11 protein-coding genes and 5 pseudogenes are annotated in these 15,075 nt (G+C 43.5%); 7 read left to right on the forward strand and 9 right to left on the reverse strand.

Annotated elements, in window-relative coordinates:
• Positions 1-425 precede the first annotated feature (425 nt).
• The 9 genes and pseudogenes from dapB to C3Z13_RS01025 form a co-directional block, all read right to left on the reverse strand.
• Positions 426-1,240, reverse strand: a pseudogene (gene dapB / locus C3Z13_RS00990) (4-hydroxy-tetrahydrodipicolinate reductase).
• A gap of 12 nt (positions 1,241-1,252) precedes the next feature.
• A complete protein-coding gene (locus C3Z13_RS12565; RefSeq protein WP_281258753.1) occupies positions 1,253-1,555 on the reverse strand; it encodes a LysE family transporter in 303 nt (100 codons plus the stop codon).
• A gap of 26 nt (positions 1,556-1,581) precedes the next feature.
• Positions 1,582-1,887 (reverse strand): LysE family transporter, encoded by a 306-nt coding sequence (locus tag C3Z13_RS12570; protein ID WP_281258754.1) that lies wholly within the window; start codon positions 1,885-1,887, stop codon positions 1,582-1,584.
• Positions 1,887-2,399: a phosphatidylglycerophosphatase A family protein gene (locus C3Z13_RS01000; protein WP_103854719.1), complete on the reverse strand. Its 513-nt coding sequence runs from the start codon at positions 2,397-2,399 to the stop codon at positions 1,887-1,889. The genes C3Z13_RS12570 and C3Z13_RS01000 overlap by 1 nt, the downstream gene beginning before the upstream one ends.
• Positions 2,400-2,406: 7 nt before the next feature.
• Positions 2,407-3,438 (reverse strand): thiamine-phosphate kinase, encoded by a 1,032-nt coding sequence (thiL, locus tag C3Z13_RS01005; protein WP_103854720.1) that lies wholly within the window; start codon positions 3,436-3,438, stop codon positions 2,407-2,409.
• A 21-nt stretch (positions 3,439-3,459) separates the two neighbouring features.
• Positions 3,460-3,888 (reverse strand): transcription antitermination factor NusB, encoded by a 429-nt coding sequence (gene nusB, locus C3Z13_RS01010; RefSeq protein WP_103854732.1) that lies wholly within the window; start codon positions 3,886-3,888, stop codon positions 3,460-3,462.
• 14 nt (positions 3,889-3,902) lie between these two features.
• Positions 3,903-4,376 carry a 6,7-dimethyl-8-ribityllumazine synthase gene (gene ribH / locus C3Z13_RS01015; protein ID WP_103852964.1) on the reverse strand — a complete coding sequence of 158 codons (474 nt, stop codon included), beginning with the start codon at positions 4,374-4,376 and terminating at the stop codon, positions 3,903-3,905.
• A gap of 317 nt (positions 4,377-4,693) precedes the next feature.
• Complete coding sequence (nagK, locus tag C3Z13_RS01020; RefSeq protein ID WP_103854721.1) at positions 4,694-5,608, reverse strand: N-acetylglucosamine kinase; 915 nt, start codon at positions 5,606-5,608, stop codon at positions 4,694-4,696.
• A gap of 41 nt (positions 5,609-5,649) precedes the next feature.
• Positions 5,650-6,390: pseudogene (locus C3Z13_RS01025) on the reverse strand (phosphatase PAP2 family protein).
• 70 nt (positions 6,391-6,460) lie between these two features.
• Between C3Z13_RS01025 and ribA the strand changes: the two are divergent.
• The 7 genes and pseudogenes from ribA (at position 6,461) to metH (ending at position 15,028) form a co-directional block, all read left to right on the forward strand.
• The gene (ribA, locus tag C3Z13_RS01030; protein ID WP_103854722.1) at positions 6,461-7,117 is read left to right on the forward strand and encodes a GTP cyclohydrolase II; all 657 of its coding nucleotides are present in this window, start codon (positions 6,461-6,463) and stop codon (positions 7,115-7,117) included.
• A 4-nt stretch (positions 7,118-7,121) separates the two neighbouring features.
• Positions 7,122-7,295 (forward strand): antitoxin VbhA family protein, encoded by a 174-nt coding sequence (locus tag C3Z13_RS11585; protein WP_172459081.1) that lies wholly within the window; start codon positions 7,122-7,124, stop codon positions 7,293-7,295.
• On the forward strand, positions 7,282-7,872 hold the full coding sequence (locus C3Z13_RS01035) for a Fic/DOC family protein (RefSeq protein WP_103854723.1): 591 nt from the start codon (positions 7,282-7,284) through the stop codon (positions 7,870-7,872). Before C3Z13_RS11585 ends, C3Z13_RS01035 begins: the two co-directional genes overlap by 14 nt.
• Before the next feature lie 151 nt (positions 7,873-8,023).
• Positions 8,024-8,984, forward strand: a pseudogene (gene accA, locus C3Z13_RS01040) (acetyl-CoA carboxylase carboxyl transferase subunit alpha).
• 66 nt (positions 8,985-9,050) lie between these two features.
• Complete coding sequence (pdxY, locus tag C3Z13_RS01045) at positions 9,051-9,911, forward strand: pyridoxal kinase PdxY (protein WP_103854724.1); 861 nt, start codon at positions 9,051-9,053, stop codon at positions 9,909-9,911.
• Between the two features lie 13 nt (positions 9,912-9,924).
• Positions 9,925-11,220, forward strand: a pseudogene (tilS, locus tag C3Z13_RS01050) (tRNA lysidine(34) synthetase TilS).
• A gap of 120 nt (positions 11,221-11,340) precedes the next feature.
• A pseudogene (gene metH / locus C3Z13_RS01055) lies at positions 11,341-15,028 on the forward strand (methionine synthase).
• Positions 15,029-15,075 lie beyond the last annotated feature (47 nt).

Genomic DNA, 15,075 nt, shown 5'->3' on the forward strand with positions numbered 1-15,075 from the left:
CCGTGGAAAATGACCGCATTTTTCATTTTGCAAAATAGGAAAATAAATCTTTTCTCCTACTTTGCTCTAATTTTCAAACAAAATGTAGAAGAGAGAAAGGATTAATCTCCCGTGTAAATTGCCTTCATTTTTAACAAATTTTTAGAAAAGTAACGCCTGAACGCAGCGTAGCGAGTATGGGCTTACTTTTCGTTAAGAAAATTTGTTAAAAATGAAGATCAGCAATTTAGTCGGGTGCTTTTTTCTTTGCCTACTTTCTTTTGAGCAAGCAAAAGAAAGTAGGTCGCTCAACGAGCGAAACCCGTTATCACTCCCAAAGAAAAAAGCAATTAACCAACGATAACGTCCAAACAAAAAAGTGCGGTCATTTTCCACGGAATTTTAAAACTTCAAAAATTCCCACCGCACTTTTAACTTAACAGCCCTTAAAGCTCATTCAAACTCAACACATCTGTCATATCAAACAGGCCTTTTTCTTTGCCTTCGAGCCATTTTGCGGCACGCACGGCACCGTTGGCGAAGGTCATTCGGCTTGAGGCTTTGTGGGAGATTTCAACACGTTCGCCAATATCGGCAAACCATACGCTATGCTCGCCCACTACATCACTGGCGCGAATGGTGGCGAAGCCAATTTCATCGCGTTTGCGCTCGCCTGTGATGCCATCGCGGCAGAACACGCCATGGGTTTTAAGATCACGTCCGAGGGTTTTCGCAATATGTTCGCCCATTGATAAAGCGGTGCCTGAGGGGGCGTCCACTTTGTGGCGGTGGTGCGCTTCGATGATTTCAATGTCGCAATAATCGCCCATCACTTTGGCAGCTTTTTCTAACAATTTAAACACGAGGTTTACACCTACGCTGAAGTTAGACGCAAACACGATACCAATTTTTTCTGAAGCAGCTTTGATTGCAGCTTTGCCTGCATCATCAAAACCAGTTGTGCCAATCACCAGTTTTTTTTCTGGTGTTGAACACAAAAATCCAAGTGTGCTAACGTGCCTTCAGGGCGAGTGAAATCAATGATTAAATCGAAGTGATCTTTTTCTGCGTTTAAATCATCAGAAACTTTCACGCCAAGTTGTCCAACGCCTGCTAATTCACCTGCATCTGCGCCTACTAATGATGAGCCTTTGCGTTCAAAAGCTGCGCCTAATTCCACGCCTTCTGCGCTATGTACGGCTTGAATTAATTGGCGTCCCATACGGCCACCTGCACCTACCACGGCAATTTTTAATGTCATTTTCTACTCCTGTTACGAGGTGAGTTCAATAATGGTGGTTAAGCCTGAATAAATCAGTTCACCACCGAAAAATAGGAAAACTAAACCAGCAAAATTATCGATATAACGATTGTAGCGGTTGTAAAAATCGCGCACCATTTTGCGTGAAAAGAAAAAAGCAATCAGCACAAAATAAAGGAAGCTTTCCAGCGCCACAAGGACAATAACGAGTATAATTTCTGCCATTCCTGAGAAATTTGTCATAAAACCAGACAGCACACTGCTGAAAAATACGATCACTTTGGCATTGCTAATGTTGATGAATAAACCTTTCATCACTTCGCTAAAAAAGGACGTTTGCTTTATTTTTGTTGGCTAGAATCGGTTAGCTGTGCGTTTTGGGTAACGCGTAGCATTTTGATTCCGCAGTAAGCGAGATAGCTGCCGCCTAAGCACATAATGATATATTGCACTAAATTATTGGTGCGGTTAATCATCGCTAAGCCAAAAATGACTACTGCCGACCAGAACAAGATCCCTAGTGCGATGCCTAACGCACCTGCCACGGCATTGCGATGGCTTTCGCTTACCGCTTTGCGGCTTACATATAAAAAATCAGGGCCAGGGCTAAGTAAGCCAACAAAATTAACAAATAAAACTGTCCACATTATAAAAAGCTCTCCAATAAAATAGATGACAATAAATAAATGGTAATAATGCTGTAAATGGCGGCTAGCACATCATCAATCATAATGCCAAAGCCACTTTCCAATTTACGATCGAAATAGCGGATCGGATAAGGCTTCAAAATATCGAAAAGACGAAATACCGCAAAACCGACTGCACACCATAGCAGATTGATTTCAGGCAACACCGCAAGCACCATAAAAATGCCAACAAATTCGTCCCACACAATCGCGCCGTGATCGTGAACGCCCATATCATCAGCAGTTTTCTGGCAAATAAAGCAACCAGCCACAAAACAAAGTGCGGTGAAAAAAAGGAAAATTTTTAATGGCATAATCTGCAAGAGCGCCGCGCCAATTAGCGTGGCGGCTAAACTTCCCCAAGTGCCGGGAGCGGGGCGAAGCAAGCCTGAGCCAAACCCGATGGCCAGTAAATGCACGGGATTGGTTAAAGAAAGTCTGCTGCGGGGATCTTGTTGGGCTGTATTTTGCATAATTTTTCTATTTAAAATGATCGAAACCGCCGGTATGCGCCACGTCCACTTCTTGCCCATTACGTTGAAAAACAAGGCGTTTTTTGCCATTTGGGCGTAACGCACGGAGCTGGCCGATACAGGTATAATTTACGCCAATATGTTTTAAATGTTGATCTAGTTTTTCTCGCTGACGATCTGGCACGGTAAAACATAGCTCATAATCTTCACCGCCAGTTAAAGCAAACTGCTCTGCTTGAGCGCGCCCGAAAGTATTAATCAAGGCATTGGACAACGGCAATTTATCTAAATTTATCACCGCACTACATTGGCTACGTTCTAAAATATGTCCCAGATCGGCAATCAAACCGTCTGAAATATCAATGGCAGAACTGGCAAGTGCAGATACCGCTAATTCCAAGCCAAGCAACACTCGGGGTGTCGGGCGAAGGTGGCGTTGAATTAAATAATCGCGCTCAAAATCTGTCCCATTTTGCACCGCACTTTGCGCTTGCATAGGTGTTTCCCTTACGGAATTCAGCAATAAAGCCAAGCCCCCTGCGCTATCGCCAAGGGTGCCAGACACATAAACCCAATCGCCCACATTAGCACTGTGGCGACATAACGCCTTGCCTTTGGGGATAATGCCCTGTGCGGTGATGCTAATGACGTGCAACGCGCCTTTGGTCGTATCACCACCAATCAGATCCACATTATAGTGATCCAACACGTCAAAAAAACTTTGGCTAAACGCTTGCAGCCATTGATGATCTATATGGGGTAAGGTTAAAGCAAGGGAGAACCACGCAGGTTCTGCGCCCATTGCGGCCAGATCGCTTAAATTGGTCGCAGCGGCTTTATAAGCCAGATCGGCGGGAGAAATAGATGGCAGAAAATGGGTATTTTCCACCATAGTATCTGTTGTAATGGCAATGCGTTGGTTTTGCCGATGTTCGGTAATCGCACAATCATCACCAATGGCAACAATCACATCTTTACGGGAAGGGCGCTTAGACGCATTAAAATATCGTTTAATTAGATCAAATTCGCCTTCACTCATTGGCTTCCTTCCCTGAAATGATTATTTACGCGATAAGGCAGGTGCAACTTTATCCAATACACCATTCACATAACGGTGGCTGTCATCTGCCCCGAATACTTTTGCCACTTCAATGGCTTCATTGATTGCCACTTTATAAGGCACGTCTAGCTCGAATTTCAGTTCATACACCGCTAAACGTAAAATCGCACGCTCGATAGGATCTAATTCATCAAGGCTACGATCCAAATAAGGGGTCATTGTCGCTTCAACCGCTTCAATATTTTCTGCGGTTTGACACAATAATTTGCGGAAATAAGGCATATCCACGCCTTGCATATCCTGCTCGGTAATAAACGCTAATTCCACTTCTTCAATAGGATTTTGCGAAACATACCAAGAATAAAGGGCTTGCACCGCACATTCTCTGGCACGGCGGCGCTGGCTTGGTTTCTTTACTTTATCGTTCATTGCAAGTTCAGCCATTATGCGTTATCAATTTGTGCTAATAAGTTGATCATTTCTAAAGCCACTAATGCCGCTTCTGCGCCTTTATTTCCCGCTTTTGTGCCTGCTCGTTCAATGGCTTGTTCAATATTTTCAGTGGTTAGCACGCCAAATGCCACAGGAATTTCCGCTTGCATCGCCACTTGGCCTAAACCGCTACTCGCTTCGCCTGCGACATATTCAAAATGCGCTGTACCACCACGGATCACGGTGCCTAATGCCACAATCGCATCATATTTTTTGCTTTCCGCTAAACGGCGAGCCACTAATGGTAACTCATAAGCCCCCGGTGCGCGCACTAAGGTGATATTTTCATCTTTTACTTGCCCAACACGTTTTAAGGCATCTAATGCGCCTTCTAATAAACTTTCGTTAATAAAGCTGTTAAAACGTGCAATCACCACCGCAACTTTAGCGTTTGGTGCTGCAATCGCGCCTTCTAATACTTTCATAATCTGTCCTATGTTTAATGTTATGGAAATAGGGGCGGATTTTATCATAAAAAATGGGGGGATTGGGGATTTTATTGTACGATATTTTGAGTTTTTAAATTCTTTAAGTGCATAAATCTTAAACACCAATTCATATTCTCACTCCCACTAATTTACTCTTAATTTATTGGAAGGCAGGGAAACCATTAATTCTGAAATACTTAATTTAGAAATATTCCGCATGTCATAATTCCCCCTAATAAATTAACTATATAAACTTCTTACATTCATAGCTAATGTTAGCCTCATATTAATCACCTAATAGGACTACTTAAATATTAACGTGAAAGAAACAACGCTGCTGCACCGCGAACGCCGCCGGAATCGCCGTATTTGGCTTTTTTGATCACTGGCACTTTAGCGCTGCGCATTAGGTGTTTAGGCAGGGCTTTTGGTAGTGCTTCGTAGAGATAATCAAAGTTGGATAAACCGCCGCCGAGTACGATTAAATGCGGGTCAAGGGCTGTTATGATGTTGCCGATAGAAATAGCGGCGAGTTCCACAAACATTTCCACAAATTCCACCGCACTTTGTTCTTTGGCGTAAAAACGCTGGATAATTTCTTTGGCTGATAGGCTTTCCCCTTTGAGATCGCGGTATAGCATTTCAAAGCCGCGGCCTGAAAGATAGGTGTCTAAGCAGGCTTGATTGCCGCAGCCGCAAGGGTAAATTGGCGCTTTATCCCAGCCGAGCAGTTTTAAGGCGTGGTAATTCAGCTGCATATGCCCAAGTTCGCCCGCCATTCCGATTTGTCCTGAGTAGATTTTGCCGTCAATCACTAACCCACCACCAAAACCTGTGCCAAGGATTAAGCCTAACACGCTTGGATATTGCTGATTTTCTTCTGCCCAAGCCTCTGATAAGGCAAAACAATTTGCGTCATTTTCTGCCCGCACTTCGCGATCTAAACGCTGGCTTAAATCTTGTAAAATAGGTTTGTTGTCTGCTACGCGAATATTGGTGATTTCCGCCAAACCTGTTTCGTGATTCACAAAACCCGGTAAGCCTAGCCCTACTGTGCCTTTTTCGCCAAATTTTTCATCGGCTTTTTTCACCAAATTGACAATGGTATCAAGCCATTGCTCGTAGCTCTCTTTTGGGGTATCGACCCGTTCGGAATATTGTTTTTCCAATTTTTCATTGAATACAGCAAGCTCAATTTTTGTGCCGCCAATATCAAATCCGTATAACATTGTTCACCTCAAAAAATAATTAAAAATCTGACCGCACTTTCTTATTGCACTCTATCTTGCAAAGTGCAGTTGAAAATCGGTTTGTTTTTGATCCAATCGAATAATCCACAATGAAACGCCCACGCCAGCAACACGGAAACCAATAAATCAATCGGGTAATGCATTCCTAAACGCAAACGGCTAACGAGCATTAACACCGCCCAAACGGCAATGCCTGCGGTGAGATATTTCATTCCTTTATTGTTACGCCCCAAAAGCTGCCCAAATCCTACCGCAAGCATTAACCAAGTGGCGGCAAAAATGCTGTGACCAGATGGGAAAGAATAGCCTGTTTCTTTGCTACGGTGATGCACTAAATGGGCATCAACTGGCTTATCTGCATAATAATCCAACACGATTTTTTCGCGTTCATTGCGAGGTTGATCGTAAAAATACTCAGGGCTAATAGCTTGATTTTTCCGCCAATTGCACAATAAAAGGACGAGGTTCAGCAAACACCGTTTTGAGCGCCGATTTCACCCCTTGGTTTACCCCAACAGAAATCGCCATCACTGCAATCACCGCAAGGGCTTGCTTTTTATCTGCAATACAGAAAAAATACGCAACAGCAAACACGCCACAAGTGATAATGGCATAAAGCACACTACCTGTTTCGGTAATAAATAAAGCAACGTATCAATTTGTGTATAATTTGTATCCCCTTGCCAATGCCAGTTAATTAACCACGCAAAAAAAGGCACACAACAAAGCAATAAGGTATATAATGAAAGACGTTTTAACATTTTAATCACTCCATAAATTTGAGTGCATAGTTTAGCATTATTCAATAAAAAAAGAATGAAGGATTTAGCGATGACAAAAATTCAACGGGTTACGGAAGCCAATTTACCGACCGAATTTGGTTTATTCCGCATTGTGGGCTTTGAGTTTCCCGACACTAAAAAAGAACACGTTGCCTTAGTAATGGGCGATATTTCAAATCCAGAGGAGCCTGTTTTAGCCCGCATTCACTCCGAATGTTTAACGGGCGATGCGTTGCATAGCCTGAAATGCGATTGCGGTTTTCAGCTTGCCACTGCACTACGCCAAATTAGCGAGGAAGGCCGTGGCGTGCTGATTTATCACCGCGAAGAGGGCCGCGGCATTGGCTTAATTAACAAGATCCGTGCTTATTCCTTACAAGATCAAGGAATGGATACCATTGAAGCCAACCTTGCTTTGGGCTTTGCCGCAGATGAGCGTAATTTTGAAGTTTGCGCGGATATTTTTGATCTGCTCGGTGTAAAACAAGTTCGCCTGCTCACCAACAACCCAAACAAAATCGACACAATGAAAAAAGCGGGAATAAACGTGGTAGAACGCGTTCCGTTAAACGTAGGCGAAAACCGCTACAACACGGAATATTTAGACACCAAAGCAAAAAAAATGGGGCATTTCATCGTGCATAACAACCAAAAACACCTAATGACCTGCCCGCATTGTCAGGAAGAAGTGCCGAATAGGGAATAAAATAATGCATAATTTAAAAGAGCAACAAATTAGACAACAAGCCCTACAGTTTGCAATTGATAATAATCGCCTTGAAGGACTATATCTTAGCCAAGAGATGCTACATTATTTTCAAAGATGGGTAATGGGTGAAATAACTATCTCAGAATTAAAAGTAAAAACGAATGAAATATCATAGCTCTGATCCTATGCTAAATAAAAATGGGGTACTAATTAATAAGCTGAAAATCGAAACTCAAGATGAACTAGATAAAAAAGAAGCTCAAATCACTGCTATTCAAACAGCTATATTGTTAATTACACCAGTGAAAGGGCAATTTGATATCGCTCACCTAAAAGCTATCCATAAACATTTGTTTAATGACATCTATTCTTGGGCTGGCGAAATTAGAAGTATTGATATCTCTAAAGGAGATACAATGTTTGCAACCAGCTCAAGAATTATCCCTGAGCTAGAAAAATTGTTTAATGAGCTAAAAAATGAGCAATTTTTGAAAAATACGCTTCCAGAAAAAATCCCTGCAAGATTAGCTTACTATTTAGGCGAAATTAATGCGATACACCCTTTTCGTGAAGGCAATGGTCGTACTCAAAGGTTATTCATTAATCAATTAGCTCAAACCCTAGGCTTTTATTTAAATTTTGAACAGGTTAGTACAGATGAAATGATTCAAGCGTCTATTTTATCGCATAAATGTGATTACAGCGCCTTAGAAAATATTATCAAAAAGGGATTAACCCCAATTCCTAAATGACAAAAAGATTTCTACCAGTCGTCTAACCAGCTAACTGCAAAAAACACTACTTTTTTTGTAAAAAACGCATAAAATATTCGGTAGATTTGCACCCTAAGTAAAATATTGCTAAAGTGCGTACTAATTTTGCCGAAAATACTAGGAATAACAAATGAGCCAAGAATATTTAGATTTTGAACTCCCGATTGCTGAACTTGAAGCAAAAATTGAATCCTTGCGTGCAGTGGCGGGGCAAGATGATGAAATTAATCTTGATGATGAAATTACTCGCTTAACAGAAAAAAAGCGAAGAATTAACCAAAAAAACCTTTGCCAACTTAGATGCGTGGCAAGTTTCTCGTATGGCTCGCCACCCAAATCGTCCTTATACATTGGATTACATCGAACAAATTTTCACCGAGTTTGAAGAACTCGCAGGCGATCGTGCTTTTGCAGATGATAAAGCCATTGTGGGTGGTTTAGCCCGTTTAGACGGCAAGCCTGTTATGGTGATTGGCCACCAAAAAGGACGCACGGTAAAAGAGAAAGTGAAACGTAACTTTGGTATGCCAGCCCCTGAAGGCTATCGCAAAGCGTTACGTTTAATGGAAATGGCAGAACGTTTTAAATTGCCAATCATCACCTTTATTGACACCCCAGGTGCGTACCCTGGTGTGGGCGCGGAAGAGCGTGGACAATCAGAAGCCATTGCGCGTAACCTGCGTGAAATGTCAATGCTAAAAGTGCCAATTATTTGTACGGTAATTGGTGAAGGCGGTTCTGGTGGCGCGTTAGCCATTGGCGTGGGCGATAAAGTCAATATGTTGCAATACAGCACTTATTCCGTGATTTCCCCAGAGGGCTGTGCGTCCATTTTATGGAAAAGCGCCGATAAAGCCTCTACCGCAGCAGAAGTGATGGGTTTAACCGCAGATCGTCTGCAAAAATTGCAATTGATCGATAACATTATCCCTGAGCCATTGGGCGGTGCGCATCGCAATTATGAGCAAATGGCGCAAAATCTTAAACAGCGTTTACTGGCAGATTTAGCGGATTTAGAAATTCTTGATCCAGATACCTTGTTAGAACGCCGTTACCAACGCCTAATGAGCTACGGGGTTATTGCTAAATAAAAATGTGCGGTTTTTTAACCGCACTTTTACTTTCAAGCGTTATTAGAAAGCATAAAGGATAGCAAAATGAAACATCTTCTTTCCATTCAATCTCACGTCGTTTACGGCTATGCGGGCAATAAATCTGCCACTTTTCCAATGCAATTACTCGGCATTGATGTGTGGGCATTGAACACCGTGCAATTTTCCAATCACACTCAATATGGCCAATGGACGGGAATGGTAATGCCACCAGAACAAATTGGGGAAATCGTGCAAGGGATTGATAATATTGGTCAATTACATCAATGTGATGCGGTGATTTCAGGTTATATCGGCGCGGCGGAGCAAGTGGAAGAAATCATTAATGCGGTGCAAAAAGTGAAATCTCGCAATCCTAATGCCGTTTATTTGTGCGATCCTGTAATGGGCCACCCTGACAAAGGTTGCATTGTGGCTGATGGTGTGAAAGAAAATCTCATCAACCTTGCTATGGCGAAAACCGATATTATCACGCCTAATTTAGTGGAACTGCGTGAACTGAGCGGTTTGCCAGTAGAAAACTTTGCTCAAGCCATTGAAGCGGTAAAAGTAATTTTATCCAAAGGGCCGAAAAAAGTGCTAGTGAAACACCTGAGCAAAGTGGGGCAAGATCCAAGCCAATTTGAAATGTTGCTCGCCAATCAAGAGGGCATTTGGCATATTAGCCGCCCACTTCATCAATTTAAGAAAGAACCTGTGGGCGTGGGCGATTTAACCGCGGGGCTATTTATGGCGAATCTGCTTAATGGCAAAACGGACGTGGAAGCCTTTGAGCATACCGCCAATGCCGTGAATGATGTAATGACGGTAACGCAACAGCAGGATAATTATGAACTGCAAATTGTGGCTGCGCGTGAACAGATTGTTCGCCCTGTGAGCCAATTTAACGCTGTGAAAATCGCCTAACATTGCCCTTGCTATGACGCTAATTGAGCAATTTCAACAGCAATTACAACGCCAGCCCCACTCGCATTTTCTGATTGCCTTAAGCGGTGGGCTGGATTCTACCGTGTTGCTTGCGCTTTTAGAGCAAAATTACGCGAAAAACAACCGCACTTTCAGCTGCGTGCGATCCATATTCATCACGGCTTAAGCCCAAATGCTGATGATTGGACGCGCCACTGTCAACAGCTTTGCCAACAATTTTCCATTCCTTTGATCGTGGAAAAAGTTCAGCTGACACAAGGAATGGGCATTGAAGCCGCAGCACGTCAAGCGCGCTATCAAGCGATTGCTCGCCATATTTTAACGCAAGAGATTTTGCTCACCGCTCACCATCAACAAGATCAAACCGAAACCTTTTTCCTCGCCTTAAAACGTGGTAGCGGCGTCAGCGGTTTATCCGCAATGAAAGCACAAAGTGCGGTGTTTAATCTGAATATTTTTCGTCCCCTACTCGGCTTTTCACGCCAACAACTTTGGCAATATGCCACGGAAAATCAGCTGTCGTGGATTGAAGATGAAAGCAATCAAAACAACCAATACGAACGCAATTTCTTACGCAATGAAATCTTACCTAAACTGCGTGAACGCTGGACGCACTTCGATCAAGCAGTGCAACGCAGTGCCACCCATTGTGCGGAGCAACAACAGCTTTTAGCCGAATTATTACAGCCAGAGCTAGAAAAATATTCAGACAAAACGCACCGCACTTTTGATTTAACGGATTTCTCGCAATTGTCTGATTTGAAACAAAAAGCCCTACTCCGCTTATGGCTGGAAACCTTGCAGCAGCCAATGCCCTCCACCAAGCAGTTGGAACAATTAATTCAAGACGTGATTTTTGCCGAAACGGATCGCAATCCACAATTTCAACTGGGTAATAAAATCCTGCGCCGTTATCAGCAGCGCCTGTATTTAACAGAAATCTTAGCCGATCTTCGTGCACTAAAAATTCCCGTTCGCTTAAATCAGCGTATTGAATTGCCTGATAATCTTGGAGAAATCCGCTTCACCCAAACCAAATCAGCCATTCAAATTCAATGGCAAGGGAAAAGCTATCAGTTGCCATTAACCGATGCGCCGCTCTCAATCCGTTTTGCTTATTCGGGCAAAGTGCGCAATGCACAAGGCGTTCATCAAGACATCAAAAAACTGTGGCAAGCGCACAATGTGCCAGTCTGGCAACGCACGCGCACCCCGCTGATTTTTTATGGCGAACACTTCCAAAAGTGCTGTGGGATTTTTTCAAAATTTTGCATCTGAAAGCAAATAAAACTTGCTCAATTTGCACCGCACTTTTCCCCGCATAAAGATAAGGTTTGACACAACCCCACCTTATTTCTATTATGCCTGTTATTATTAAATCTAAGTCATCACAATAAGTCGTAACAAAATGAAACAACATCCTTCTTTTTCTCTTATCCAGCAAGCCCTTAAAGATCGCATTCTTATTTTAGATGGGGCGATGGGGACGATGATCCAGCAATATAAACTCACCGAAGCAGATTTCCGCGGTGAACGCTTTAAAGACAGCACCATCGATCTACGCGGCAATAATGATTTACTCACGCTTACTCAGCCTTTGGTGATTCAAGCGATTCACGAAAAATATCTTGCCGCAGGGGCGGATATTATTGAAACCAACACCTTTTCAGCCACCACCATTGCGCAAGCGGATTATGCCCTTGAAAGCATTGCTTATGAGCTGAATTTTGCTGGTGCGAAATTAGCTCGTTTGGCGGCGGATAAATATAGCACGCCAGAAAAACCACGTTTTGTGGCTGGTGTGCTTGGGCCGACTAACCGCACCGCATCTATTTCGCCTAATGTAAACGATCCTGCTTACCGCAATATCACCTTTATGCAGTTGGTTGATGCCTATGCAGAAGCCACCAAAGGATTAATCGAAGGTGGCGCAGATCTCATTATGATCGAAACCATTTTCGATACGCTCAATGCTAAAGCGGCGGCATTCGCCATTGATCAAGTGTTTGAAGAACTTGACATCAAATTGCCAATTATGATTTCAGGCACGATTACCGATGCCTCAGGGCGCACCCTTTCAGGGCAAACTACGGAGGCCTTTTATAACTCGTTGCGCCACGTTAAGCCATTAAGCTTTGGATTAAACTGCGCCCTTGGGCCAAAAGAATTGCGTCAGTATGTGGAAGTGATGTCAAAAATCTGCGAAACCTTTGTTTCCGTTCACCCGAATGCAGGCTTGCCAAACGCCTTTGGCGGTTATGATTTAGGCGCAGAAGAAATGGCCGCTTATATTCAAGAATGGGCACAAAACGGCTGGCTGAACATTGTGGGCGGCTGTTGTGGAACAACCCCAGAGCATATCCACGCCATTGCAGAAGTGGTGAAAAACGTGCCGCCAAGAGCCTTGCCTGATTTGCCTGTGGCAATGCGTTTATCAGGCTTAGAACCGTTAAACATTGATGAAAACAGCCTCTTTGTAAACGTGGGCGAACGTAATAATGTTACTGGTTCAGCCAAATTTAAAAAATTAATTAAAGAAGATCGCTATGCCGAAGCCATTGAGATTGCTATTGACCAAGTGGAAAATGGCGCTCAGGTGATTGATGTAAATATGGACGAAGCCTTGCTTGATAGCAAAAAATGTATGGCTCAATTCCTTAATATTATGGCAACCGAACCTGATGCCGCGAAAGTGCCAGTGATGATCGATTCATCTAAATGGGAAGTGATCGAAGCGGGCTTGCAATCAATTCAAGGAAAAGGGATTGTAAACTCCATTTCCCTGAAAGAAGGCAAGGAAAAATTTGTTGCGCAAGCCAAATTGATCCGCCGTTACGGTGCAGCCGCCGTAGTGATGGCATTTGATGAAGTGGGACAAGCCGATACCGAAGAACGCAAGGTGGAAATCTGTACCCGAGCTTATCACATTTTGGTTGATGAAGTGGGCTTTCCCCCTGAAGACATTATTTTCGATCCAAATATTTTTGCGATCGGTACGGGTATTGAAGAGCATAATAATTATGGTGTGGATTTTATTAACGCCACAGGACGCATTAAACGCTCACTCCCCCACGCTAAAATTTCGGGCGGTGTGTCCAATGTTTCTTTCTCGTTCCGTGGCAACAATCCAATGCGTGAAGCCATTCACGCCGTTTTTCTTTATCACGCCATCAAACAAGGTATGGATATGGGGATCGTTAATGCAGGGCAACTGGCAATTTATGATGATCTTGATCCTGAACTGCGTGAAATTGTCGAAGATGCGGTGCTAAATCGCCGTGCAGACGCCACCGATCGCCTGCTTGATATTGCGGATAAATACAAAGGTTCAGCCAGCGAAAGCAGCGATAATGCCGTGGCAGAATGGCGTACTTGGACGGTGGAAGAGCGTCTAAAACAAGCCTTAGTGAAAGGCATTACTAGCCATATTATTGAAGATACGGAAGAAGCGCGTCTGCAATTTAGCTCACCGCTAGAAGTGATCGAAGGCCCATTAATGGCGGGAATGGACGTGGTTGGTGATCTATTCGGGGACGGTAAAATGTTCCTACCACAAGTGGTGAAATCTGCGCGTGTAATGAAACAATCGGTCGCCTATTTAGAACCCTTTATCAACGCCACCAAACAGCAAGGTGTATCAAGCGGAAAAGTGGTAATCGCTACGGTAAAAGGCGATGTGCACGACATCGGCAAAAACATTGTCAGCGTGGTATTGCAATGTAATAACTTTGAAGTGATCGATCTCGGCGTAATGGTTCCTGCCGATAAGATCATCGAAACGGCGATCAACGAAAAAGCCGATATTATCGGTTTAAGCGGTTTGATCACGCCATCGTTAGATGAAATGGAATATTTCTTAGGTGAAATGAACCGTTTGGGATTAAGCCTTCCCGTACTGATTGGCGGTGCAACCACGTCAAAAGAACATACCGCCATCAAACTTTATCCAAAATACAAGCACGAAGTGATCTACACCACCAATGCGTCCCGTGCTGTAACGGTTTGTGCCGCTTTGATGAACCCAGAAAGCAAAGCAGAACTGGCAACGTACAAAAAAAGAATACGAAAAAATTCAGCACAGCTTTGCTAACCGTAAACCATTACGCCAACAGCTTCCAATTGAAGAAGCGCGTGCTAACGCTTTCCCAGCGTTTTCTGGCGAATGGGCGGATTATCAAGTGCCACAACCAAAACAAACAGGCATTGTGGAATACAAAAATGTACCAATTTCCACCTTACGCCAATTTATTGACTGGTCGCCATTTTTCCGTTTATGGGGGTTAATGGGCGGTTATCCTGATGCCTTTGACTATCCAGAGGGCGGCGAAGAAGCGCGCAAAGTCTATAATGATGCGCAACAAATGCTTGATGAATTTGAGCAAAACGGCAAACTCAAACCAAGTGGAATTATGGGCATTTTCCCTGCCTATCGCAAGGGCGATGATATTGAAATTTATCAAAATTCTGACCGCACTTCTGTGACAGGCGTGGCGCATCATCTGCGCCAACAAAGTGAACGTGGCAAAAATAGCAAAAGCCCTTATAACGTTGCCTTAAGTGATTTTATTGCTGATCGTGAAAGCGGCCAACAAGATTGGTTCGGAATGTTTGCGGTGTGCGCAGGAATTGAAGAACACGATTTAGTGGAAGGATTCAAAGCCGCAGGCGATGATTACAGCGCTATTTTACTGCAAGCCATTGGCGACCGCTTAGCCGAAGCGATGGCAGAATATTTACACTTTGAGCTTCGCACAAAAGTTTGGGGCTATTCCAATGAAACCTTCGATAACGAAAATCTGATCGCAGAAAATTATGTGGGTATCCGCCCCGCACCGGGCTACCCAAGCTGCCCAGAACACACCGAAAAACAACTAATTTGGGATTTACTTGAAGTGGAACAACGCATTGGAATGAAACTCACCGAAAGTTACGCAATGTGGCCTGCCGCCAGCGTCTGCGGTTGGTACTTCACCCACCCAGCCAGCAACTACTTCACCCTAGGCCGCATTGACCAAGACCAAGCCTTAGACTACGCCCAACGTAAAGGCTGGAACGAAAAAGAAATGCACAAATGGCTTGGGGTTTCGATGAAGTAAATTGAAATAAGTAAACTAAAAAAAGTGTGGTGAAAAATCACCGCACT

The sequence above is a fragment of the Avibacterium endocarditidis genome (assembly GCF_002921145.1).
In the GTDB taxonomy this organism is placed as follows: Bacteria; Pseudomonadota; Gammaproteobacteria; order Enterobacterales; family Pasteurellaceae; genus Avibacterium; species Avibacterium endocarditidis.

Coding starts and splice junctions, on each gene's coding strand:
- C3Z13_RS12565 (WP_281258753.1), bottom strand. CDS start 1,555: ATGAAAGGTTTATTCATCAACATTAGCAATGCCAAAGTGATCGTATTT.
- C3Z13_RS12570 (WP_281258754.1), bottom strand. CDS start 1,887: ATGTGGACAGTTTTATTTGTTAATTTTGTTGGCTTACTTAGCCCTGGC.
- C3Z13_RS01000 (WP_103854719.1), bottom strand. CDS start 2,399: ATGCAAAATACAGCCCAACAAGATCCCCGCAGCAGACTTTCTTTAACC.
- thiL (WP_103854720.1), bottom strand. CDS start 3,438: ATGAGTGAAGGCGAATTTGATCTAATTAAACGATATTTTAATGCGTCT.
- nusB (WP_103854732.1), bottom strand. CDS start 3,888: ATGAACGATAAAGTAAAGAAACCAAGCCAGCGCCGCCGTGCCAGAGAA.
- ribH (WP_103852964.1), bottom strand. CDS start 4,376: ATGAAAGTATTAGAAGGCGCGATTGCAGCACCAAACGCTAAAGTTGCG.
- nagK (WP_103854721.1), bottom strand. CDS start 5,608: ATGTTATACGGATTTGATATTGGCGGCACAAAAATTGAGCTTGCTGTA.
- ribA (WP_103854722.1), top strand. CDS start 6,461: ATGACAAAAATTCAACGGGTTACGGAAGCCAATTTACCGACCGAATTT.
- C3Z13_RS11585 (WP_172459081.1), top strand. CDS start 7,122: ATGCATAATTTAAAAGAGCAACAAATTAGACAACAAGCCCTACAGTTT.
- C3Z13_RS01035 (WP_103854723.1), top strand. CDS start 7,282: ATGAAATATCATAGCTCTGATCCTATGCTAAATAAAAATGGGGTACTA.
- pdxY (WP_103854724.1), top strand. CDS start 9,051: ATGAAACATCTTCTTTCCATTCAATCTCACGTCGTTTACGGCTATGCG.